Origin of the sequence: Streptococcus sp. HN38, from assembly GCF_028335765.1 — a bacterium.
In the GTDB taxonomy this organism is placed as follows: domain Bacteria; phylum Bacillota; class Bacilli; order Lactobacillales; family Streptococcaceae; genus Streptococcus; species Streptococcus suis_P.
The window spans coordinates 1332258-1355644 of the sequence record NZ_CP116604.1 but is presented as its reverse complement, the minus strand read 5'-3'; the positions used below and the strand labels follow the sequence as shown (position 1 = coordinate 1355644).

The window sequence follows — 23387 nt, the reverse complement described above, 5'->3', positions numbered from 1 at the left end:
TATGGAAACAAAATTATCTAAAAGGCTGGAAACAGTCGCAAGTTTTGTCCCACAAGGGGCACGTCTAGTTGATGTAGGGAGTGACCATGCTTATCTCCCTCTTTTTTTGGTAGAGCAGGGGCGTATTGATTTTGCCATTGCGGGGGAGGTCGTTCAAGGTCCCTATCAGTCAGCGCTCCAGAATGTAGAACAGGCGGGACAAACAGAAAAAATCCTAGTCCGTTTGGCAAATGGCTTAGGTGCATTTGAGAGGTCTGACCAGATGACTGCCGTGACCATAGCAGGTATGGGGGGACGCTTGATTGCGGAAATCTTAGAAGCAGGAAAAGAAAAGCTTGCGACCATTGAACGTTTGATACTCCAGCCAAATAATCGTGAAGATGATGTGCGTCGATGGTTGGAAAAAAATGGTTTTAGATTGGTTGCTGAAAAGATTCTGGAAGAAAATGGCAAGTTATATGAAGTCCTCGTTGCAGAATCAGGACAGATGAGATTATCAGAAGTTGAACGTCGTTTTGGTCCCTATCTACTAGAGGAGGCCTCACCAGTTTTCGTCAAAAAGTGGAGAAGAGAACTTGAAAAATTAAGTTCTGCTTTGGAACAAGTTCCATCTGAACGCCAAGGTGACCGCTTTGCCATTTCCCAAAAAATCCAACAAATTCAGGAGGTAGTCCATGTTAGCTAGTCAGGTTATTGAGCGCTATCAAGCCTTTTGTCCCCCTTCTTTAGCTATGGAAGGCGATGTCAAAGGGCTGCAAATTGGTACCCTTAATAAAGAGATTCAACGTGTCATGGTGGCTCTGGATATTCGTGAGACAACAGTGGCAGAGGCGATTGATAAAAAGGTGGATTTGATTATCGTCAAGCACGCTCCGATTTTTCGTCCTATAAAGGATTTGGTGGGTGACAATCCGCAAACTAAAATGTATCTTGATTTGATTAAGTATGATATTGCAGTCTATGTCAGTCATACAGATATTGATGTGGTTGAGGGTGGTCTCAACGACTGGTTCTGTGAACTATTAGAAATTCAAGATACTACCTACTTGATTGAAACTGCCGAGGGGCAGGGGCTTGGTCGTGTGGGGACAATAGCAGAGCAGACTTTGGAGGATTTGGCTTTGAAAGTCAAGTCTGTCTTTGGTCTAGATGCTGTCCGTCTAGTGACCTATGGGCATCAAGCCAAGCAGTATGTCAGCCGTGTAGCCATCTGTGGAGGTAGTGGTGGGTCTTACTACCATGAGGCTCTTGCCAAGGGGGCAGATGTTTACATCACAGGCGATATTTACTACCATACGGGTCAGGATATGCTGACCCAGGGCTTGCTGGCTATTGATCCAGGCCATCATATCGAAGCCTTGTTTATCAAGAAAATTGCTGAATTGTTGGAAACATGGAAGGCAAATGAAGGTTGGGATGTGGACATTCTTCCTTCAACTGTTTCGACCAATCCGTTTCGACACCTATAAAAGTCACAAAAGTTGTGGCTTTTTTCTGTCTTTCTCTTGATTTTTTAGGGTAGTTAGGGTATCCTAATTATCATACTATGCGCGGTTAAAAAGGAGATGTGAAATGGCTTGGTTTACGGAACAGTCTGTTGTCATACAGGCTTTATTAGGTGGCTTGTTTACATGGTTTTGTACCATTTTAGGTTCGGCTATCGTCTTTTTCTTTAAGACAGTTAGTCGTCGTTTGCTAGATACCATGCTAGGCTTTGCAGCTGGTGTTATGATTGCGGCTTCTTTTTGGTCTTTATTAGCCCCATCGATTGAGTATGCTGAAAGTTCATACGGCAATCTGGCTTGGATACCAGCAGCAGTAGGTTTTGCAGCAGGTGGTATTTTTTTACGCTTGGTAGATGCCTGGGTTCCGCATTTGCATTTGGGAAATGATAAAGATAAGGCAGAAGGTGGTGGTGAGAAGGATAGAAAAAATCTATCCAAAACAGCCCTGCTCTTCTTAGCTATTACAATTCACAATATTCCTGAAGGTTTGGCGGTCGGCGTGACATTTGGTGCACTTGCTTCTAACTATAGTCCAGCAGCTTTTATCGGCGCAATTGGTCTTGCTATTGGGATTGGTATACAAAATATTCCTGAAGGGGCAGCCTTGGCTATTCCAATTCGTACAGACGGCGCATCTAGGTGGAAAGCTTTTTACTGGGGATCAATGTCAGCAATTGTCGAACCGATTGCAGCAGTCATCGGGGCTTTTGCGGTCACCTTTATGACACCTATTTTACCTTATGCCCTCTCCTTTGCGGCAGGAGCTATGATTTTTGTCGTCGTAGAAGAGCTCATTCCAGAATCGCAGACAAACGGCAATACGGATATTGCAACTCTGGGCTTAATGGCTGGTTTTATCATCATGATGATTTTGGATGTTGCCCTAGGATAATTTGTTAAAGTCTGTCGTCACAGGCTTTTTTCGTATGACAATATCTTTAAAAATATGGTATAATGAACTGATATTAATTTAGGGAAGGTACTCTTATATGAAAGGTATTATTCTAGCTGGTGGGTCAGGTACACGCTTGTATCCTTTGACGCGCGCAGCTTCAAAACAGTTGATGCCAATTTACGATAAACCAATGATCTATTATCCATTGTCAACATTGATGTTGGCTGGGATTAAAGAAATCTTGATTATTTCAACTCCGCAAGATCTTCCACGTTTTAAGGATATGCTGGGAGATGGTTCTGAATTGGGAATTTCTCTTTCTTATGCAGAGCAACCAAGTCCAGATGGTTTGGCGCAAGCCTTTATTATCGGTGAAGAATTTATCGGTGATGACAATGTAGCCTTGATCCTTGGTGATAACATCTATCACGGCAATGGATTGACCAAGATGTTGCAACGTGCAGCCAGCAAAGAAAAGGGAGCGACTGTCTTTGGTTACCAAGTAAAAGACCCAGAACGCTTTGGTGTTGTGGAATTTGACGCAGACATGAATGCCATTTCTATCGAAGAAAAACCAGAGGTACCAAAATCAAACTTTGCAGTTACTGGTCTTTATTTCTATGACAATGATGTTGTGGAGATTGCGAAAAATATCAAGCCTTCACCTCGTGGCGAGTTGGAAATCACAGATGTCAACAAGGCTTACTTAGAACGTGGCGACTTATCTGTTGAGCTTATGGGCCGTGGATTTGCTTGGTTGGATACAGGTACGCATGAAAGTCTCTTGGAAGCGGCGCAGTACATCGAAACGGTTCAACGCTTGCAAAACGTTCAAGTGGCTAACTTGGAAGAAATTGCTTACCGCATGGGCTACATTACAAAAGAACAAGTACATGAATTGGCGCAGCCACTTAAGAAAAATGAATACGGACAATACTTGCTCCGTTTGATTGGAGAGGCCTAATGACAGAAAAGTTTTTCGGTAAAACACTAGCAGCTCGCCCAGTTGAAGCTATTCCAGGAATGTTAGAATTTGACATTCCTGTTCATGGCGACAACCGTGGCTGGTTCAAGGAAAATTTCCAAAAGGAAAAAATGTTGCCTCTCGGCTTCCCTGAAAGCTTCTTTGCAGAAGGAAAATTGCAGAATAATGTTTCCTTCTCCCGCAAAAACGTTCTTCGTGGTCTTCACGCAGAGCCTTGGGATAAATACATTTCAGTAGCAGACGGCGGTAAGGTTTTGGGAACTTGGGTGGATCTACGTGAAGGAGAGACCTTCGGTAATACCTACCAAACCGTTATCGATGCCTCAAAAGGTATCTTCGTTCCGCGCGGAGTAGCCAACGGTTTCCAAGTCTTGTCAGACTTCGTGGCTTACAGTTACTTGGTCAACGACTACTGGGCTTTGGAGCTTAAGCCTAAGTATGCCTTCGTCAACTACGCTGACCCGAGCCTTGACATCCAGTGGGAAAACCTAGAAGAAGCAGAAGTTTCAGAAGCAGATGAAAACCACCCATTTCTCAAGGACGTCAAGCCTTTGAGAAAAGAGGACCTCTAATGTTTCAAGCCTTTTTGGAAATAGCAGAGCAGTTAAACAAGTTAGGAATCACTCCCTTGTTAATGGGCTCAGTTGGTTTGGAAAGGCGTACAGGGAGGGACTGGCAGGCAGGAGATTTAGATATTCATGTTCCAAGTGATCCGCGTGGCTGGGAAGCCCCAGACGACGAACGGATTTATCAGGCGGACGCCTTGATTTCTATGATGAACCAACTAGGTTATGTCCTTGTTGACCGTCATGAACATGAATTTCATAAAGACGGCTTATCTGTTGAATTCGGAGGCCTACATTCACTGCCTGAATTTGCTGGTGTAGAGCTAGAAGATTTGGAAGAACTAGAAACAGCAGGTGTTCGCTATTACCTACCGACACTTGAACAATACCTGAAAATCTACCAAGCCTCTTCAAAAGATTCCTACCGTGCAGAAAATAACAATCAAAAAGACTTTGCTAAGATTGCTTACTTGAAGGAAATCTTGAGGTAAAAAAAGCGAGCGAAGCGAGCAGTTCTGTGTGTCATCGCCGTAGTGAGAAGCTCCTTTGCTTTGCTAAGGAGCGGGGGAAACCATGAGACCTTAGGCTCATGGTTTAGTAATGAAACACCTTGGTGGTTGCTTACGATCCCACTACCTAAGATGACACACAAAAAAGAAAAAACTTTTCGGAGAAAAAAATGTCTCAATTTAAAAATATCATCGTAACTGGTGGAGCTGGTTTCATCGGTTCAAACTTTGTACACTATGTTTATAACAATCATCCAGACGTTCACGTAACTGTTTTGGATAAACTTACTTATGCAGGAAACAAGGCTAACTTGGAAGCTATTCTTGGTGACCGTGTTGAGCTGGTTGTTGGCGACATTGCAGATGCTGAATTAGTTGACAAATTGGCTGCTAAAGCAGATGCCATTGTTCACTATGCGGCAGAAAGCCACAACGACAACTCTCTCAACGATCCAAGCCCATTTATCCATACCAACTTTATCGGTACCTATACTCTTCTTGAAGCGGCTCGTAAATACGACATCCGTTTCCACCATGTATCGACCGACGAAGTATACGGTGACCTTCCTTTGCGTGAAGATTTGCCAGGTCATGGCGAAGGTCCAGGTGAGAAATTCACTGCGGAAACCAACTACAACCCATCATCACCCTACTCATCAACAAAGGCTGCTTCAGACTTGATTGTCAAAGCATGGGTGCGTTCATTTGGTGTCAAAGCAACGATTTCCAACTGTTCAAACAACTACGGTCCTTACCAACACATCGAGAAATTTATCCCACGCCAAATCACCAATATCTTGGCAGGTATTAAGCCAAAACTTTACGGTGAAGGTAAAAACGTCCGTGACTGGATTCATACCAACGACCACTCGACTGGTGTTTGGGCAATCTTGACAAAAGGCCGTATGGGTGAAACTTACCTAATCGGTGCTGATGGTGAGAAGAACAACAAAGAAGTGCTTGAATTGATTCTTGAAAAAATGGGTCAACCAAAAGACGCTTACGATCATGTGACTGACCGTGCAGGACACGATTTACGCTATGCTATTGACGCAAGCAAACTCCGTGATGAGCTTGGTTGGACACCGCAGTTTACCAACTTCTCTGAAGGTTTGGAAGAAACAATCCAGTGGTATACAGATAATCAAGACTGGTGGAAGGCTGAAAAAGAAGCTGTTGAAGCCAACTATGCTAAGACACAGGAAGTTATTAAATAAGACAATTGAAGGCTGGGGCTTTGGCCCAAGCCTTTCTTGAAATAAGGAGCAAACATGATTTTAATTACAGGTGCAAATGGTCAGTTGGGTACAGAATTGCGTTATCTCTTGGATGAGCGTGGTGTTGAGTACGTTGCCGCTGACGTAGCAGAAATGGACATCACGGATGCAGAGAAAGTAGATGCTTTCTTTGAAGATGTAAAGCCAAGTGTTGTTTACCACTGTGCAGCTTATACAGCTGTTGATATGGCAGAGGATGAAGGCAAGGAACTCAACTACAAGATTAACGTAACAGGCTCTGAAAATGTTGCCAAGGCAGCCGCTAAATACGGTGCAACCCTTGTCTATATCTCAACAGACTATGTCTTCGACGGTGAGTTGCCAGTCGGTCAAGAGTGGCAAGTAGATGACCAGCCAGATCCTCAATCAGAATATGGTCGTACCAAGCGCTTGGGTGAGGAAGCAGTTGAGAAATTTGCTGACAAATTCTACACTGTTCGTACTGCCTGGGTCTTTGGTAACTACGGTAAAAACTTTGTCTTTACTATGCAAAATCTTGCGGAAACCCGCGATACCTTGACAGTTGTTAACGACCAACACGGTCGCCCAACCTGGACACGCACACTTGCAGAATTTATGGTTCACTTGGTTGAAACTGGTCAAGAATTTGGCTATTATCATTTGTCAAATGATGCAGCAGAAGATACAACTTGGTTTGACTTTGCGACGGAAATCCTCAAAGATACTAATACCAAGGTATTGCCAGTGGATTCTAGCCAATTCCCAGCCAAGGCTAAGCGTCCATTCAACTCAACCATGAGTTTGGATAAGGCAAAGGCAACAGGCTTTGTTATTCCGACCTGGCAAGAAGCTTTGGAAGCATTCTACAATCAAGAGAAAAAATAACTTACATATCGATTTTGTGCACGGAAATATTAAAATGGAAGCTCTTAAATTAATTAAGGGCTTTTTCATTTAGATGAATGTTACTAATTGGGAAATAAAAAGGTAAATTCTCAAAGTAAGTTCTAGTTCCCGTCCTTCTAGAAGTTACACTGAGACAACTGCATAACATCAACAGAATTTAGTCTCAGACTAAGTTCTGTTTTTGACTAAAAATGTTGATAGTAGTGAGTTTTAGGGTTGAAAATGTTGAAAAAAAGAGTACACTAAAGTTACTGGCTCTGAGACGTCTCAAAGTAAGTTCTAGCTATCTGGAATTTGGGATGGGACAAGTTCCTTTCTATTTTGAAATTATTTTTTGATAAAAACTAACGATTATTTATCCAATAATCGAGGTGATTGGATGACGTTCTCAGGGTCAATTTTAGAGATTCCCAAAAGTGTTGCCAATTCCTCACCGTAGGTAAATGTAAAGAGTTCATAGGCGGATTTTCCGTTGAAAGAAGCTCGTCTGACGCTGTTGACATGCGAACAAACCAGGTTGATGTCCTCCTGTGTCAAGTTGTCAAAAGAACTTCCTTTAGGAAGAATATCTCTGATAAGTGTGTGATTCTTCTCAATTCTCCCTTTCTGGTCAGAACGATTGGGGTCACAGAAGAATAGCTTAGATTCTCCACGCACATCCATTTCGATATCGTCCACTTTAGCGAATTCACCGCCATTATCGGTCAGAATGACAGGGAATAGTTCGCAGAAGTCCATCTCTTTCTGATGTAGGTCATTCTTGATAGCGTAGAGATTTTTAGCGACCTCATTAGCTGTTTTATTATCAAGTAATCGAGCGAAGATAAAGTTACAGAAGGAGAGGTTAAAGGTGAGAAGTACCTTTCCTCCAATCCGTCCAGTAACGGTGTCCATTTCTAGCCAATAGCTGATGCCTTCTTTTGTAAGAAAGCGTTGGAAGTCCTCGTAAGACCGTCCTTCTTTGGCAGTTTTAGGAATGGGTTGTAGGTTTCTGGTTCTCCGCTTTCTGAATTTCACGACACGAGGGAAATCAATAGGCTTTGTGGACAGATACCCTTTTTCAAGATATCGGTAGATAGAAGCTCTGGATGCCGAAAGTTCGTTTGAGGCGATGATGTGGTTGAGGTGTTGTCCCTTTTGGATGGCAGCAGAAACAATCTCATCCATGCGATAGAATTCTTCCTTGTTTAGTGCAACACCCGTTCTCGAGTCTGAGAGCTTAGCTTCATAATCAAGCTGAGCTCTTTTGGCGTAGTAGAACTGTTTCTGGTATCCGCAGTTGCCTCTCTTTTTCGGACAGGCATTACAAACGTAGGGAGCCTTTTTGAGTAAAGGGCAGGCCTCACAATTGGAGGTACTAGAGTTCTCTTTTATCACCCTATTTCTCCGAACTTCTTTTGAGATTGTGGACGGGTCTTTTCCTAGCTTAACAGCGATAGCTGAGAAGGGCTTAAGTTGCTCAATTCCTATTTGAATATCATTGCGATCAGAGAGGGTTAAGTGTTTGTTTTTCATTGTCAGTTACCAACTTGTCCCATAGTAAGTTCTACCTTATTTCTTTGTCTCAGTCTAATTTCCAGTTTTTAAGACAGACTAGAACTTACTTTGGGAATTTAGCTTATTAAAAAATAATTTCGATTCTCATTAAAGTTTTAAAAAAAATATGCTATAATTAGTCAGTGTATACTAAATTTAAAATAGTTATAATCACAATTTTTAATATTGATTGATAAGGAGTATTTTGTGAAAAAGAAATCATTATTATTTCTTTCCTTGTGTGCTTGGACACTTCAAAGTCATCTCGTTCAAGCAGATACCATAGTGGATACTGCAAGCCAAGCATCGCAAGAAACCGAAATGTCTAGTTTGTCAAACTCGAATATTGAAGTAAGTCAACGAACATCCCTAGCAGTTGCAAATGAGGGGACGAAACAATCGAAAACGTTAGTAGCTGAAAATACGACAGTTTCAAGTCTTCAAACGCCTTCATCTGAGATTGTTGGCTCTGCTAACAGCATGAGTGAATTAACAAACCAAGGCGAATCTATATCAGATAGTACAACTATTTCCAATGAAGTAAAACCTGATCAGGAAACAACTTCGACTACTACAAGCTCAACAGTTAATTCTAGTTTGACAGCAGGTGCAACAAGTAGTACTTCGAATTCACTGACAAGAAGTTCTTCAAATACGATTGCAGGAAGTTCGAATGGCTTTACAAGTGTTCCAAGTGCTCGAGTCAGTACAGCTTCCAGTTCGGTCAATGTTACACAACCTACAGGTACCATCACAATTGAAAATCGTAACGATGCCCAAGGTACCTTCGATGTTCGTGTTACTAATATTTCATCGCCGAAAGATATAGCAAGTGTTATTTTACCCACTTGGTCACAGACGGATGATTTACGTTGGTATGAAGCCACTCGTCAGTCAGATGGTAGTTATAAGTTAACTGTTAATAAGAAGGACCATAAGTATCGTACAGGTACCTACACGGTTCACTTATATTATAAGGACTCAAGTGGTGGCCTAACAGGTGCAGGTGGTACAACGACTCATTTATCAGAAGTGAAGCCAACAGGTACCATCACAATTGAAAATCGTAACGATGCTCAAGGTACCTTCGATGTTCGTGTTACTAATATTTCATCACCGAAAGATATAGCAAGTGTTCTCTTACCTACCTGGTCCCAGTCAGACGATATACGTTGGTATGAAGCCACTCGTCAGTCAGATGGCAGTTATAAGTTAACTGTTAATAAGAAGGACCATAAGTATCGTACAGGTACCTACACGGTTCACTTATATTATAAGGACTCAAGTGGTGGCCTAACAGGTGCAGGTGGTACAACGACTCATTTATCAGAAGTGAAGCCGACAGGTACCATCACAATTGAAAATCGTAACGATGCCCAAGGTACCTTCGATGTTCGTGTTACTAATGTTTCATCACCGAAAGATATAGCAAGTGTTCTCTTACCTACCTGGTCCCAGTCAGACGATATACGTTGGTATGAAGCCACTCGTCAGTCAGATGGCAGTTATAAGTTAACTGTTAATAAGAAGGACCATAAGTATCGTACAGGTACCTACACGGTTCACTTATATTATAAGGACTCAAGTGGTGGCCTAACAGGTGCAGGTGGTACAACGACTCATTTATCAGAAGTGAAGCCGACAGGTACCATCACAATTGAAAATCGTAACGATGCCCAAGGTACCTTCGATGTTCGTGTTACTAATATTTCATCGCCGAAAGATATAGCAAGTGTTATTTTACCCACTTGGTCACAGACGGATGATTTACGTTGGTATGAAGCCACTCGTCAGTCAGATGGTAGTTATAAGTTAACTGTTAATAAGAAGGACCATAAGTATCGTACAGGTACCTACACAGTTCACTTATATTATAAGGACTCAAGTGGTGGCCTAACAGGTGCAGGTGGTACAACGACTCATTTATCAGAAGTGAAGCCAACAGGTACCATCACAATTGAAAATCGTAACGATGCCCAAGGTATCTTCGATGTTCGTGTTACTAATGTTTCATCGCCGAAAGATATAGCAAGTGTTCTCTTACCTACCTGGTCCCAGTCAGACGATATACGTTGGTATGAAGCAAAGCGTCAAGTAGACGGAAGTTATAAATTAACTGTTAATAAGAGGGACCATAAATACCGTACAGGTACCTACACGGTTCATTTATATTATAAGGATTCAAATGGTGGTTTGATCGGTGCAGGTGGTACAACGACTCATTTATCAGAAGTGAAGCCAACAGGCACCATCACAATTGAAAATCGTAACGATGCTCAAGGCACCTTCGATGTTCGTGTTACTAATGTTTCATCACCGAAAGATATAGCAAGTGTTCTCTTACCTACCTGGTCCCAGTCAGACGATATACGTTGGTATGAAGCTACTCGTCAATCAGATGGTAGTTATAAGTTAACTGTTAATAAGAAGGACCATAAATACCGTACAGGTACCTACACGGTTCACTTATATTATAAGGATTCAAATGGTGGTTTGATAGGTGCAGGTGGCACAACGACTCATTTATCAGAAGTGAATCCAACAGGCACCATCACAATTGAAAATCGTAACGATGCTCAAGGCACCTTCGATGTTCGTGTTACTAATGTTTCATCACCGAAAGATATAGCAAGTGTTCTCTTGCCTACCTGGTCCCAGTCAGACGATATACGTTGGTATGAAGCTACTCGTCAGTCAGATGGCAGTTATAAGTTAACTGTTAATAAGAAGGACCATAAGTATCGTACAGGTACCTACACAGTTCACTTATATTATAAGGATTCAAATGGTGGTTTGACAGGTGCAGGTGGTACAACGACTCATTTATCAACCCCGTCGGTACAGCGCTCCTACACAGTCTATATTGACCCAGGACATGGAGGGCGAGATTCGGGTGCTTCTTATGGAGGTGTACATGAAAAAAATCTTGCATTGTCTGTTTCAAATAAGTTGCGTGAAAATCTCTTGAAATATGGAATCAATGTTTTGATGACCCGTACAGGCGATTATGATGTAGACTTCAAAACAGAGAGGTCACGAATGACGAATGCAAGCAACGCAGACTTATTTATTAGTATCCATTTTAATGCGACGGGAGCAGGAGTTTCGAATGCGACTGGTATCGAAACATACTGGTATCAATACGATCCGGAATACCAACCTAAAATTAATAAAGAAATGCATAATAACCCTACTCGTTTAGCTGAAAGTGAGATTTTAGCCAACAAGGTTCAGGAGAGTTTAATTAAAGAAACAGGTGCAGTTAACCGTGGTGTAAGAAGAGAAACTTTTGCAGTCCTTCGCGAGACAGCAATTCCTGCCATTCTAGTGGAGCTAGGATTTATGGATAATCCTTCGGAATTACAAGTTATCAAACAAGATTCTTATCACACTCGCCTTGCGAAAGCATTGGCACAAGGTGTGATGAACTGGTATGGTGCTGTAGAGGGAAAGTAGGGACTGCAGGTACAGGTATTGAAACAGGAAAACTTTCTAATGATCAAAAAAGTTTCATAGCTAATCTAGTACCTGCAATTGAGCAAAGTTCAAAAGCTAATTCTATCCTTTCGAGCGTCATGTTATCTCAAGCCATCCTAGAAAGTGCATGGGGAACGTCATACTTGGCGACTCATGGGAATAATCTTTTTGGCATCAAAGCGGATGCTGCATGGACGGGTGCTACAATTGAAATCATTACCAATGAATACCGTGATGGTGAGAAGAAGCAAGAAAAGCACTTGTTTAGAAAATATAATTCATGGAATGAAAGTGTAGCAGACTATGCTAAGTTCTTTACCTCTACTCCGTGGAGAATAAAAAATTACCAGAGTTTTAGGGAGGCAACTGATTATCAACAAGCAATTCTTGCGCTAAGACAATCAGGATATGCTACTGATCCGAAATATGGTGAAAAATTACGATCAATTATCGAGAATTACAAGCTTTATCTTTTAGATAATTAAGTTTTTGGGATGATCGATGATAAATAAATAGCCTTGCTCAAAAACGAGCAAGGCTATTTTTATCACTCATATAAATCTGTTAAAGGTTGTTTATCAATGGCACTATTGTATTCTAGTTGTAAGTAGGTTTGGTAAAGTGGTAGGGTTGATAGGTCTTCAATTTGTTGGCCATTATTATCAATATTTCCCCAACTAGTAATGATAGGTGCTTCGATTTGCATATCGTTCAAAAATTGTTGGTAAGGTGATCGTGGAAGGGCATAGTCGGATTCGGATAAAATATCCATCAAATATGGAACGAGATAGTTTGGGCTAATAGTTGTAGATTCACGTTCCTTAATATCAAAATTAGACCAAATCACAAAAGGGGTAGAATATTTAGCGGCAGGATTATTTTCATCCATAAATTGTGCGTAAAATTCTTGAGTCAAACTAGGTTGGTGATCGCCGTATATGACGATGACCGTAGGCTCTTTGTAAGTGCTAAAGAAAGTAATTAAATCAGCAAATGCTTCGTCCGTCTTCTTCATGCTGGTCAAAAATTCTGTTTCAGCTAAGTATTCAGATGTTGAACCATTAATGCTGACTTCGCGAGGATAAATTTCTTCCGTACTTGGATAGCCTCCATGTCCTTGCATGGTAACAACAAAGCTAAATAGAGGCTGGTCTCCTTTTTGGGTATAAAGTTCTTTTATTCCGTTGAACAAGAATTGATCAGATGGCCAGCCACGATCGATTGTTAGTGGTGCTAAGCTACTAATAGCAGGTTCCGAATCTAAAAAATAAGATTTATTAAACCCTAGTAGAGGATACACTGCATTGCGGTTGTAATTATTTCCGGATTGAGGATGTAGAGCTACGGTCTCATAATTTTTATCTTTTAGATAGGATGCAAAACTTGGTCGTTCTTGTGTGATAATCTGTTGATATGGAAATAAATTAGAAGATAATAAACTGATTGGGTTACTTGTCAGAACTTCATACTCTGTATTAGCTGTTCCGCCTCCAAATACAGAAACATTTAATGTACCGTGAACAGTATTATCTGTTAAAGCATGTTGGTTTGATAGCGGATCAGGCTCCATATTTAAGCCCTGTAGGTTTGAAAAATCACTCTGTGATTCATTCTGTATAAAGATAATATTAGGTCTGATTGTTTGTCTTTCTGGTTCAGGAGAGTACTTCTCAAGAACTTCATTAAGTTTTGGGAGTGAATATCCCTCAGGCTTAGTTATTTTACTATCTTCATAGAAAGAGGCGAGCGAGAGTGGTAGCCCAAATTGACCGTAGGTAACGTACATTCTCCAGTAATTTAATGATATATTTGCATTAGAGACGATAGTTTTATTAATCATTGGAACGATTGTTATTAAAGTTATATAGCCCAGTAAAATTCTGCTGAAACGTTTCGGCCACTTGAAATCATAACTAGAATAAAACGTTCTAGAAGGTAGAAGTTTTGGTAAATATAATTTAGGGATAAAGAAAAAGAAGGTCAATAAAACATAAGAAAATACCATGCTTTGTAGCATTCGATTGTTGATATTAATTGCTACGCTAGAAGCTACATTTAATCCATCTGTGATTTGAAAAAGATTATAAAATAATAGAGGAGCGCCACGGCTGTCAATCAAAAGTTGGTTACTTATACCAATAAATACTGAAGCAGATAGAATTAATAGGCTGGCAAATCGTAGATTAGTTGTAAAGACCAGTATTAGGTAGAGGACTCCGATAATGATTAGATTGTTCCAAAGACTGTTTGGGGAAAGAGTAGAGAATTGTGAATAGCTATTTTCAATAATAAATAATGAAAAAATGGGAACTAGAAGATAAATCACTGATAGACTAATCGTTTTGAAGGCTTTAGAGATATGACATCGGAATTGTTTGTATCCCAAAAGACTAAAAAATATAAGGTAAGTCAGTGCAACTAATAGCTGTTGAGTTTCCATTTTATTAAAACTGGAATTAAACAGGACTAGTTCGTTGCGATATAAACGTGGGAATGTAAAAGTAGTGAATATATATTGAGTGATTAATAATATTGTTAAGATGCTGATATGTCTTCTCTTGATTCTCCATGTTGATCCATTTAAGATAAAGCATGATAGGCCTAAAGCAAGGACTATTAAGTGGAGATACCAAAATTGATTATCTTTAGTTATCCGTAAAGTATAGGGAAGTTCAATAAAGGCTAAATTTTTATATTTATCTCCAGTTGATGTGTCAATAGATTCAACCAACTGTCCACCAACTTTAATTTTTACAATAGTCGGATTTTCACTAACAAAGTATTCAAATGATAAGGTTCTTACAGAAGAGGAAGATTTAATTATGAGTGAATTTTCCTCACCTAGAGAAGAGAAATTAGGGATTAAATCAGCATCATTGATTCCCCATTGGTTTTCTATAATTTCTGATGAATGAATATAGCGTCCATTTATTTGGATGCTGTCGATTACTTGGTTTGGTTGTTCTGCGATGATTTCTATCATTCCATCATTTTTTGTAGAACCTAATTCGTTTTGAATGAGATGTGCATAGAGAAAAAAACTTCCAACCAATCCGATGGAGATTAGTATGTGAATAAGCTGTTTGATTAATTTCATATGTATTAACAATTCTAAGTTTTATATTTTTATGTAAAAGCCAGTACATATTATATCAAATTTTTCTTATTAACTCAAAATTTGTTTTTATCTATACTGTGGAGTCAGAGGCGTAGAAAAAGAAAAGGCTTTATAGCCAAACTAGGATAGAATTAGAAAAAAAAATAAAAAAATGGTATAATGAAAAGAACTGCAATTTGATGGAGAGGATTCATGAAACACGTTTTTATTATCGGTAGTCGTGGACTGCCAGCAAAATATGGTGGCTTTGAGACCTTTGTCCAACAATTGGTCAGTCACCAGCAATCTGAGAAGATTTGTTATCATGTGGCTTGTTTATCGGATACAAGTCATCACCAACATTCGACCTACCTAGGTGCAGATTGCTTCACCATTAATCCACCAAAACTTGGACCAGCTCGTGTGATTGCTTATGATATGATGGCAATCACTTATGCGCTTAAAATCATTAAGGAACAGCAGATAGAGCGACCAATTTTCTATATCTTGGGAAATACCATAGGTGGCTTCATAGTACCTTTTGCGAAACAGATTCACTCTGTTGGAGGTACCTTGTTTGTCAATCCAGATGGTTTGGAATGGAAACGGGCCAAGTGGGCTAAGCCAGTCCAAAGGTATCTAAAATTTTCTGAAAAAATGATGGTCAAATATGCTGATTTGATTATTGCTGATAATGAGGGAATTGAGGATTATATTCAATCTGAATACTCGGCTACCAATACACGCTTTATTGCCTACGGTACAGATTTAAGTCCAACTAAGTTAACAAAAGAATCTGAACAAGTTCGCCAATATTTTACAAATTGGAACATTAAAGAGAAAGAATTTTATCTGATTATCGGTCGTTTTGTACCTGAGAATAACTATGTGATAGCAATTAGGGAGTTTATGGCAAGCAACACGAGACGTGATTTAGTCATCGTTGCAAACCATGAAGGCTCTGCCTATTTTCAAAAATTGAAAGATGAGACAGGCTTTATATCCGATAAGAGGATTAAGTTCGTAGGAACAGTATATGACCAAGAACTACTTAAGTATCTGCGCCAAGAATGTCGAGCTTATATTCATGGACATGAAGTTGGAGGAACCAATCCTAGTCTCCTAGAAGCGCTGGCGCAAACCAATGAAAATTTGGTTTTAGGTGTTGATTTTAACCGCAAAGTTGCCCTAGAAGGTGCTCGGTATTGGAGTAAGGAGTCAGGTAGCCTGAGTCAATTAATTAACCAAATTGATGAGAATGCTGAAGCGGTGGAATTAGGAGAAATTGCGAAAAAACACATGAAGGATGAATACACCTGGGAAAAAATCGTCCAAGAGTACGAGGAATTATTTTTACAATGAAAGTAAACATACTCATGTCGACCTACAATGGTCAACAGTTCTTAGCTGAGCAAATTCGCTCTATCCAAGAACAGACTTACACAGACTGGACACTATTTATTCGTGATGATGGATCCAGTGATCGAACTAGAGAGATTATTAAAGATTTTGTTGAACAAGATCAGCGAATTCATTTCATAGATGTTGAGACAGACGAAAATCTCGGTGTCATCAAAAGTTTTCATAGGCTAGTTCATTATGATACTGCTGATTTCTATTTTTTCAGTGACCAAGATGATGTTTGGCTACCAAATAAACTGGAAGTTAGCCTGAAAAAAGCACAAGCCTATCCAACAAATTTGCCATTGATGGTTTATATGGACCTCAAAGTTGTCAATCAAAATCTAGAGGTTATGGCAGAAAGCATGGTAAAATCTCAATCTCATCATGCCAATACGGAATTGGTGCAAGAGTTGACTGAGAATACTGTAACTGGCGGTGTCGCCATGATTAATCATCATCTTGCTGAAATGTGGCAAGTAACTGAGGATATTTTGATGCATGATTGGTATCTGGCCCTGCTTGCGTCAGCCTTTGGAAATTTGGTATTTATTGATCAACCAGGGGAACTGTACCGCCAGCATTCTGATAATGTTTTAGGGGCTCGAACACTCTCAAAACGCTTTAAAAAATGGATTCGCCCTCATATTTTATTTGCTGTCTATTGGGATTTGATAAAAAATAGTCAAAAACAAGCCCGACACTTACTACAAATGCCTCTATCTCAGTCAAATAGAGAATTAATTGAAGCATTTGTAACCATTATGGATAAACCAATGCTTGAACGATTCAGGATTTCGAGAAAATATGGATTGAGGAAAAATAAGGCTTTCCATACATTGGTATTTACAACACTCATTATTACAAAATTTGCTTATAAGGAATAGTTATGAACTTATTGAATAGAGAAAACCAGATTCTTTTGAAAGAAATGGTAAAAACTGATTTTAAACTGCGTTATCAAGGTTCTTTGATTGGTCACCTGTGGTCAATCCTAAAACCATTGTTACTTTTTACAATTATGTATTTAGTCTTTGTACGTTTTTTGCGTTTTGATGATGGAACTCCACATTATGCAGTAAGCTTACTGCTTGGTATGGTTACTTGGAACTTTTTTACTGAAGCAACCAACATGGGAATGATGTCCATTGTTTCTCGTGGAGATTTGTTGCGTAAATTGAATTTTTCGAAAGAAATTATTGTCTTTTCTTCAGTTGCAGGAGCTGCAATTAATTACGCCATTAACTTAATGGTTGTGTTTGTATTTGCTGCTATTAACGGGGTTCCCTTTACTTGGTCCGTTTTAATTATAATCCCATTGTTTTTTGAATTGGCATTACTAGCAACAGGTATAGCTTTCATTCTATCTTCTTTATTTGTAAGATTTAGAGATATTGGTCCAATTTGGGAAGTGTTCTTACAGGCTGGATTGTATGCAACACCAATTATTTATTCATTGACATTTATTTTACAGCGTGGGCAAGTAACATTTGCTAAGTTGATGATGTTGAACCCTGTTGCACAAATTATTCAAGACTTGAGACATTTTATTGTTTATTCTGGGAATACTACAGTTAGTGAATTGATTGAAAATCCTGTTATTGTGGCAATTCCGTATATTCTTCCAGTCGTTGTTTACCTATTGGGTATAACTGTGTTTAGAAAAAATGCCAAAAAGTTTGCGGAGATTTTGTAATGGTAAAAAATAATAATATTGCTGTAAAAGTAGAACATGTTAGCAAGAGTTTTAAACTTCCAACGGAGAGTAGTCAGAGTCTAAGAACTACTTTAGTCAATTTATTTAAAGGGATTAAAGGCTACGTAGAGTATAATGTTTTGCAGGATATCAGTTTTGAAGTTGAAAAAGGGGACTTTTTTGGAATTGTTGGTCGCAATGGTTCTGGTAAGTCGACACTGTTAAAAATTTTATCTCAAATATATGTTCCTGAAAGAGGGACTGTAGCTGTGGATGGTAAATTAGTTTCTTTTATTGAACTTGGTGTTGGTTTTAATCCGGAACTAACTGGTAAGGAAAATGTATACTTAAATGGTGCTATGTTAGGATTTACTGCAGAAGAAATTGATGCAATGTATGATGATATTGTTGAATTTGCGGAATTGAGTGAATTCATGAATCAAAAGTTGAAAAACTATTCTAGTGGTATGCAGGTACGTTTAGCCTTTTCAGTTGCCATTAAAGCTCAAGGAGATATTCTGATACTTGATGAGGTTCTAGCAGTCGGTGATGAGGCCTTTCAGCGTAAATGTAATGATTACTTCCTAGAGCGTAAAAAAAGTGGAAAAACAACCATTCTTGTCACCCATGATATGGGAGCTGTGAAAAAGTATTGTAATAAAGCTCTTCTTATAGAGAAAGGATACGTCAAGGCATTAGGAGAACCTGATGATGTAGCTAATCAATACAGTTTTGATAATGTGCTTGCCTCAATAAGCGAAGTTACAGAAAACGAAGAACCTCTGCATCAGAGTGATATTGTAAAAGATTTGCAGATTAACCTGGTCTCAAAAAATCAAATTGAACCAGATGAATCAATTGAAATCGAGTTTAGATATACGGTTTTAGAAGATATTGAAACACATGTTGCATTTACATTTTTAGATTTAGAACGTCATTTTGATGTATATAACGACAATTCTATGGATTTAAAAACGTTTGGCAAAGGCGAGAAGTTTTTCCGAGTGAAATGTAAGCTACCTTCAATTAATCAGGCAAAATTAAAAATGGCGGTGTCAGTACGAAATAGTAATAAGCAGCCGTTATTATTTGCCAAGACTTCTGACACACCAGCTATTTTTATTAGTAGGAAGTTTAGTACTGATAATATTGCAGAGGAAGACGCAGCAACCGGGTTTATTCAGAGAAATAGCCAATGGGAGCTGCTAGATTAATAAAATATAACGGAGGCAGAATGTCGCGTTTGTTGGTATATGTTCACTATAATAAATATAATGTTGTCAGTGAATATATTTATTATCAATTAAAGTCGATACGAAGTATTTATTCAGACATAGTTTTTGTTTCTAACAGCCATGTTTCAAAGGACATAGTACAATATTTACAGTCGGAACGACTGATTGATTTTTTTATCCAAAGAGATAATATTGGTTATGATTTTGCGGCATGGAAAGAAGGGCTGAATCAAGTAACATTTTATCAATATGATTCGGTAACTCTGATGAATGATACATGTTTCGGTCCCCTCTGCGACCTAGAGGATTATTATAGTCAATTTGACAGTGATGTTGATGTAGATTTTTGGGGGATGACCAATCACTTAGAGACAAAAATAGATAGTGTAGTTGTCCCGGAACATTTACAGTCATATTTTATGGTATTTAAAAAACGAATCTTGCAGAGTCAAGCACTTGTTGGTTTTTGGTCATCGGTAAGTGAGTTAACAGATATTCAAGATGTTATAAAATTATATGAGAGCCAATTGACGAAAATACTATTATCAGAGGGCTATAGCTATAAGTGCGTATTAGATACGTCCATTTGTTGTAAAACTCTTGAAAATAGCAACGTTACACTAGAATATCCAGAAGTTATTCTTAAAAATAATGTTCCATTCATAAAAATAAAGAGTTTTACCGAATATCCAGACAGAATATACTCTTTATTACATCTTATTAGGATGAAAACGAAATATCCAGTTGAATTAATCGAGAGGCATTTGAGGCAGATAATCATTCCGGGTACGAGTTTTATTCCTCAAATACGGGTTTCGCAAACGACAGAGACCGTTCGTTCTTCGACGTCGGTACTTCTTCATGTTCACATAGAATCAGTGTCTATTTTTGAAGAGTATATTGAAGAGTTATGCAAAATAGCCGATAGGTGCCAGTTACTAATAACATTGCCAGAAGCTGATTTTTCAAATAAGTGTAGTATAGTTGAGAGATGTTTATTCACCTACCAATTGAGAGCACAGATTGTAAAAGTCACAGATGAATTACAATTTTTTGAAATAGTAAACAACTATATGGGAGATGCCAAATATCTTGCTCATATAACTGTCAAACAAACAAATGAAACAAAATATTCTGTAGAGGATATTATTGACAGGTATCAGTTGAGGAAAATGTTTTTTACCTCATTTGATGCAGTAATTTCTAATTTTGAATCACAATCTAGCTTGGCTGTAGTTATTCCAGACTTAACAACCAATCAAAGATATGATAGACAAAGTCTTCGAGAGGGCAATCCAGAACTTATTCGTCAATTGCATATACTCTATGAATCACTTGCGAGAACTAAGAAAGTTGATTTTTATAAAGTGCCTTATATAATTGGAGAAGAAGTAAGTTGGTATTGGATAAAAACAGAACACTATAAAAAGATTGAGGAGAAATTTAGAAACATTGATTTTTCAAAAGAAGATAGATTATTGTTAGTTCCAATATTATTTATTTATAGCGCGTGGGATTTATCAAACGATTATGCAGTGGTCGAGAATACTGAAAATGTGAGTCCAATCTTGGAAAAGATTAGTTTTTCTAGCGGAAGAGAATTGCGTTTAATTATTGAAGAAAAGGAATTTTTACAAATTGGACTGAGAAGGACACTAAAGATAATATCAGTTGGAATTGTAAGCGTGTTTAAGATGATAAAGAAATCTCTATTAAAAAATTAGGGATAACGGATGACAAACAAGGGGAAGATAGTGTGAAGAGCAAAATAGTATCACCAAAAACAATATTTATTTGGAATTTATTAGGAAGTATTTCTTCAGCAGCAATATCAATATTTTTATTGTTACTAGTAACACGTTTGTTGACGGAATTAGAGGCTGATATTTTTAGTTTTGCCTATGCAGTAGCAAATCTTTTTGTAATCATTGCTAGTTTTCAGGTAAGAGATTATCAAGCGACTGATGTTTCGAAAAAGTTTTCGTTTAGCCAGTATCTTGCAACAAGGCTTATAACAATCACTATTATGCTATTACTTGCCTTAAGCTATATTTTTCTGTCTAAATATGAATTTCAAAAATCTGTTTGTATTTTCCTAATATGTTTGTATCGCGGAAGTGATGCTCTGTCGGACGTTTTTCAAGGATTGTTCCAACAAAATGCTCGGCTAGATATTGCAGGTAAATCACTTTTTTTGAGAAACTCTATTGTGATTTTGACATTTGGAATTGGTTTGTTTATAACCAATAACCTGCTACTCTCATTAATCTATCTAGTAATTAGTTCATATTTATTTGTTTTCTTTTTTGATGTTCCGAATTTGTTTCAATTTACGAGGATTATCAAAGAAGAAATTAATTTGAAAGCCATTAAAAATATATTGTCAGAATGCTTGCCGTTATTTATTAATGCATTTTTACTTGTTACTATCTATAATCAACCTAAATATGCTCTCAATACTTTTTTTGAGAGAGGTGTTATAGGAACGGGTGTTCAAAGGGATTTTAACATTTTATTTATGCCTGTTTTTTCAATGAATATTTTATTGATTTTGTTTAGACCCATGATAACTCAGTTGGCTATATATAGAAGAGCTGGGGACTATAATCAATTTAAACAATATCAGAAGCGTATCGTTAAAATGGTTGTCGGGTTGGCTGTGTTAGTTTTGGTCGGGGGGATAGTATTGGGGATTCCAGCATTAAATATTCTCTATGGAACGAATCTTAATAAATACTGGCTAAGCTTTATTATAACAATGCTTGGGGGAATTGCGAGTACCTTTGCAACCATTTGTGATAACATGCTTACTGTTTTGAGGAAGCAAAAGTATCTCGTAATTTCATTTGCAATTTCTTGTCTATTATCCATATTGATTTCTAATCCATTGGTAGAATATTATGGAATATTGGGGGCAGCTATTGCTTTTGTTAGTTCGATGTGGACTTGGTTTTTAATTTCTTTAGTAATATATCTAAAATTGCAAAAACATTTGAATTGGGAAGTACAAGAATGAAGATAGAAAAATTATTTTTAAGGTTAGCAATCCCCTTTTTGTTAATTTCAATATTTGTTATGCCTGTGACAAAGGTTCCTGATGAAGCAACACATGCTTTTATGTCGTGGAATATATTATTTGATTCTCCGACAAGTAGAGATACAGAGGCAATGAATGAATTACGGACAGCAGATTTTACGTATTCAGAACCGGAGATTCATGCAGTTGATTCTACAGAATATTCAAGCCTTTTTACCAAAATTCGTGATTTTTCAAAAGACAAATTATCTATCGATTTTTCTCTGAAATCGTTAATGAGTACACCTCAGCTAATTGGTCTAGTTGTAGGTAAATTGATTTATCCGTCATATGGTATGATGGTCACTATAGGGCGCCTTTTTAATACAATAGTCTATATTATAGGTATCTACTATTTGATAAAAAAAATAAAGTATGGGAAGATGACGCTGTTTTTTGTCTCACTTTTACCTATGATGATTCAGCAGGCTGGCTCACTGTCTTATGATGTGGTGAACTATCTGGCTGTTGTTGCATTTTTTGTTTTTTATGTTAACTTATTGGTAGACAAGGTACTGACCACCAGGAAATTTATTAATTTAATATTATTATCCTTGCTATTATATTTAACAAAAGCAAATAATATTTTACTTTTGGCACTATTGTTTTTTGTTGATTTTGAATTTGAAGGTGTCTTATCTAAGTTTAATTCGATTTTAAAATGGATTCAAAAGAGAAGATTACCAATTCTTATTTTGGGATTAGGACTAGTTTTACTTGTTAGCTATCTATTCCTACATAATAGAGGTGGTGTCGTGCACTTTGTTAAAGTGATGATAAACAGTTTATTTATCAATAATAGAAATGATCATCTTAATGGTATTTTAACGGTTGGTATTTTTGGTTATTTTGGCTGGTTTGTTACTCAACTACCTCTCTGGTTAATTTTCATAGATATTTTCATTTTTACGTTATTATTATTTAATGATGGAAATTTAAAGATAAGTAAAACAGAAGGTCTTGCTTCGTTATTTGTACTCCCTGTTCAGGTAGCTATCATTGTAGCGGGCATGTATTTTGCATGGACACCGACAGCTATTGGACCAAATGCAATGATTTCTCAAGGGGCACAAGGAAGATACTTTACTCCATTTTTAGTCTATCTATTTCCGGCATGTTTAATGTTAAAAGAGCAGGTAAGTGTATCGGTAAAACAGAAGTATTTGATACGATTAATCACTGGCACAGTAGTCATTAACTTTATCATGTATCTATTTTTGATAGTGGATTATTATTGGTTGTAAGAAGATAGTGGAAGAGGGAAA

General features: G+C 38.0%; 19 protein-coding genes. 17 read left to right on the top strand and 2 right to left on the bottom strand.

All coding sequences use genetic code 11. From position 1 onward, the window contains the following. The first annotated feature begins 1 nt into the window (after position 1). The 8 genes from PHA78_RS06495 (at position 2) to rfbD (ending at position 6583) form a co-directional block, all read left to right on the top strand. Positions 2-685 carry a tRNA (adenine(22)-N(1))-methyltransferase gene (locus PHA78_RS06495; protein ID WP_024377314.1) on the top strand — a complete coding sequence of 228 codons (684 nt, stop codon included), beginning with the start codon at positions 2-4 and terminating at the stop codon, positions 683-685. Then, positions 675-1469, top strand: a complete 795-nt coding sequence (locus tag PHA78_RS06490) for a Nif3-like dinuclear metal center hexameric protein (protein WP_272157871.1) — start codon at positions 675-677, stop codon at positions 1467-1469. The genes PHA78_RS06495 and PHA78_RS06490 overlap by 11 nt, the downstream gene beginning before the upstream one ends. A gap of 103 nt (positions 1470-1572) precedes the next feature. Further along, positions 1573-2397, top strand: a complete 825-nt coding sequence (locus PHA78_RS06485) for a ZIP family metal transporter (RefSeq protein ID WP_272157870.1) — start codon at positions 1573-1575, stop codon at positions 2395-2397. Positions 2398-2494: 97 nt separating this feature from the next. Beyond that, complete coding sequence (gene rfbA, locus PHA78_RS06480) at positions 2495-3364, top strand: glucose-1-phosphate thymidylyltransferase RfbA (protein WP_044668169.1); 870 nt, start codon at positions 2495-2497, stop codon at positions 3362-3364. Then, positions 3364-3957: a dTDP-4-dehydrorhamnose 3,5-epimerase family protein gene (locus PHA78_RS06475; RefSeq protein WP_105100617.1), complete on the top strand. Its 594-nt coding sequence runs from the start codon at positions 3364-3366 to the stop codon at positions 3955-3957. Before rfbA ends, PHA78_RS06475 begins: the two co-directional genes overlap by 1 nt. After that, a complete protein-coding gene (locus PHA78_RS06470; RefSeq protein WP_044679373.1) occupies positions 3957-4442 on the top strand; it encodes a phosphoribosylanthranilate isomerase in 486 nt (161 codons plus the stop codon). The genes PHA78_RS06475 and PHA78_RS06470 overlap by 1 nt, the downstream gene beginning before the upstream one ends. Before the next feature lie 188 nt (positions 4443-4630). Continuing rightward, positions 4631-5677: a dTDP-glucose 4,6-dehydratase gene (gene rfbB, locus PHA78_RS06465; RefSeq protein WP_002939751.1), complete on the top strand. Its 1047-nt coding sequence runs from the start codon at positions 4631-4633 to the stop codon at positions 5675-5677. A gap of 54 nt (positions 5678-5731) precedes the next feature. Then, a complete protein-coding gene (gene rfbD / locus PHA78_RS06460; protein WP_105100616.1) occupies positions 5732-6583 on the top strand; it encodes a dTDP-4-dehydrorhamnose reductase in 852 nt (283 codons plus the stop codon). Between the two features lie 372 nt (positions 6584-6955). Here rfbD and PHA78_RS06455 read toward each other — a convergent pair whose 3' ends face one another. Next, positions 6956-8119 carry an IS30 family transposase gene (locus PHA78_RS06455; protein WP_272157869.1) on the bottom strand — a complete coding sequence of 388 codons (1164 nt, stop codon included), beginning with the start codon at positions 8117-8119 and terminating at the stop codon, positions 6956-6958. A 228-nt stretch (positions 8120-8347) separates the two neighbouring features. Between PHA78_RS06455 and PHA78_RS06450 the strand changes: the two genes are divergently transcribed. Then, the gene (locus PHA78_RS06450) at positions 8348-11596 is read left to right on the top strand and encodes a GBS Bsp-like repeat-containing protein (protein ID WP_272157868.1); all 3249 of its coding nucleotides are present in this window, start codon (positions 8348-8350) and stop codon (positions 11594-11596) included. Positions 11597-11715: 119 nt separating this feature from the next. Beyond that, complete coding sequence (locus PHA78_RS12580) at positions 11716-12102, top strand: glycoside hydrolase family 73 protein (RefSeq protein WP_002937109.1); 387 nt, start codon at positions 11716-11718, stop codon at positions 12100-12102. A gap of 62 nt (positions 12103-12164) precedes the next feature. Here the strand turns inward: PHA78_RS12580 and PHA78_RS06440 are convergent, their stop codons facing one another. Next, positions 12165-14714, bottom strand: coding sequence for an LTA synthase family protein (locus PHA78_RS06440; protein WP_161942012.1), 2550 nt, complete (start codon positions 14712-14714; stop codon positions 12165-12167). A gap of 213 nt (positions 14715-14927) precedes the next feature. Between PHA78_RS06440 and cps2T the strand changes: the two genes are divergently transcribed. From cps2T to PHA78_RS06405, 7 genes are read left to right on the top strand one after another with little or no spacing between them, the layout of a single operon-like run. Beyond that, positions 14928-16076, top strand: coding sequence for a beta 1-4 rhamnosyltransferase Cps2T (gene cps2T, locus PHA78_RS06435; protein ID WP_105100860.1), 1149 nt, complete (start codon positions 14928-14930; stop codon positions 16074-16076). Further along, on the top strand, positions 16073-17002 hold the full coding sequence (locus PHA78_RS06430) for a glycosyltransferase family 2 protein (RefSeq protein WP_105100861.1): 930 nt from the start codon (positions 16073-16075) through the stop codon (positions 17000-17002). Before cps2T ends, PHA78_RS06430 begins: the two co-directional genes overlap by 4 nt. A gap of 2 nt (positions 17003-17004) precedes the next feature. Continuing rightward, positions 17005-17811 (top strand): ABC transporter permease, encoded by an 807-nt coding sequence (locus tag PHA78_RS06425; protein WP_029178822.1) that lies wholly within the window; start codon positions 17005-17007, stop codon positions 17809-17811. Beyond that, the gene (locus PHA78_RS06420) at positions 17811-19025 is read left to right on the top strand and encodes an ABC transporter ATP-binding protein (RefSeq protein ID WP_002937100.1); all 1215 of its coding nucleotides are present in this window, start codon (positions 17811-17813) and stop codon (positions 19023-19025) included. Before PHA78_RS06425 ends, PHA78_RS06420 begins: the two co-directional genes overlap by 1 nt. Then, positions 19007-20770, top strand: coding sequence for a rhamnan synthesis F family protein (locus tag PHA78_RS06415; protein ID WP_226960993.1), 1764 nt, complete (start codon positions 19007-19009; stop codon positions 20768-20770). The genes PHA78_RS06420 and PHA78_RS06415 overlap by 19 nt, the downstream gene beginning before the upstream one ends. Before the next feature lie 32 nt (positions 20771-20802). Continuing rightward, positions 20803-22062, top strand: coding sequence for a polysaccharide biosynthesis C-terminal domain-containing protein (locus PHA78_RS06410; RefSeq protein ID WP_024384362.1), 1260 nt, complete (start codon positions 20803-20805; stop codon positions 22060-22062). After that, on the top strand, positions 22059-23366 hold the full coding sequence (locus PHA78_RS06405) for a DUF2142 domain-containing protein (protein WP_044763576.1): 1308 nt from the start codon (positions 22059-22061) through the stop codon (positions 23364-23366). Before PHA78_RS06410 ends, PHA78_RS06405 begins: the two co-directional genes overlap by 4 nt. Positions 23367-23387 lie beyond the last annotated feature (21 nt).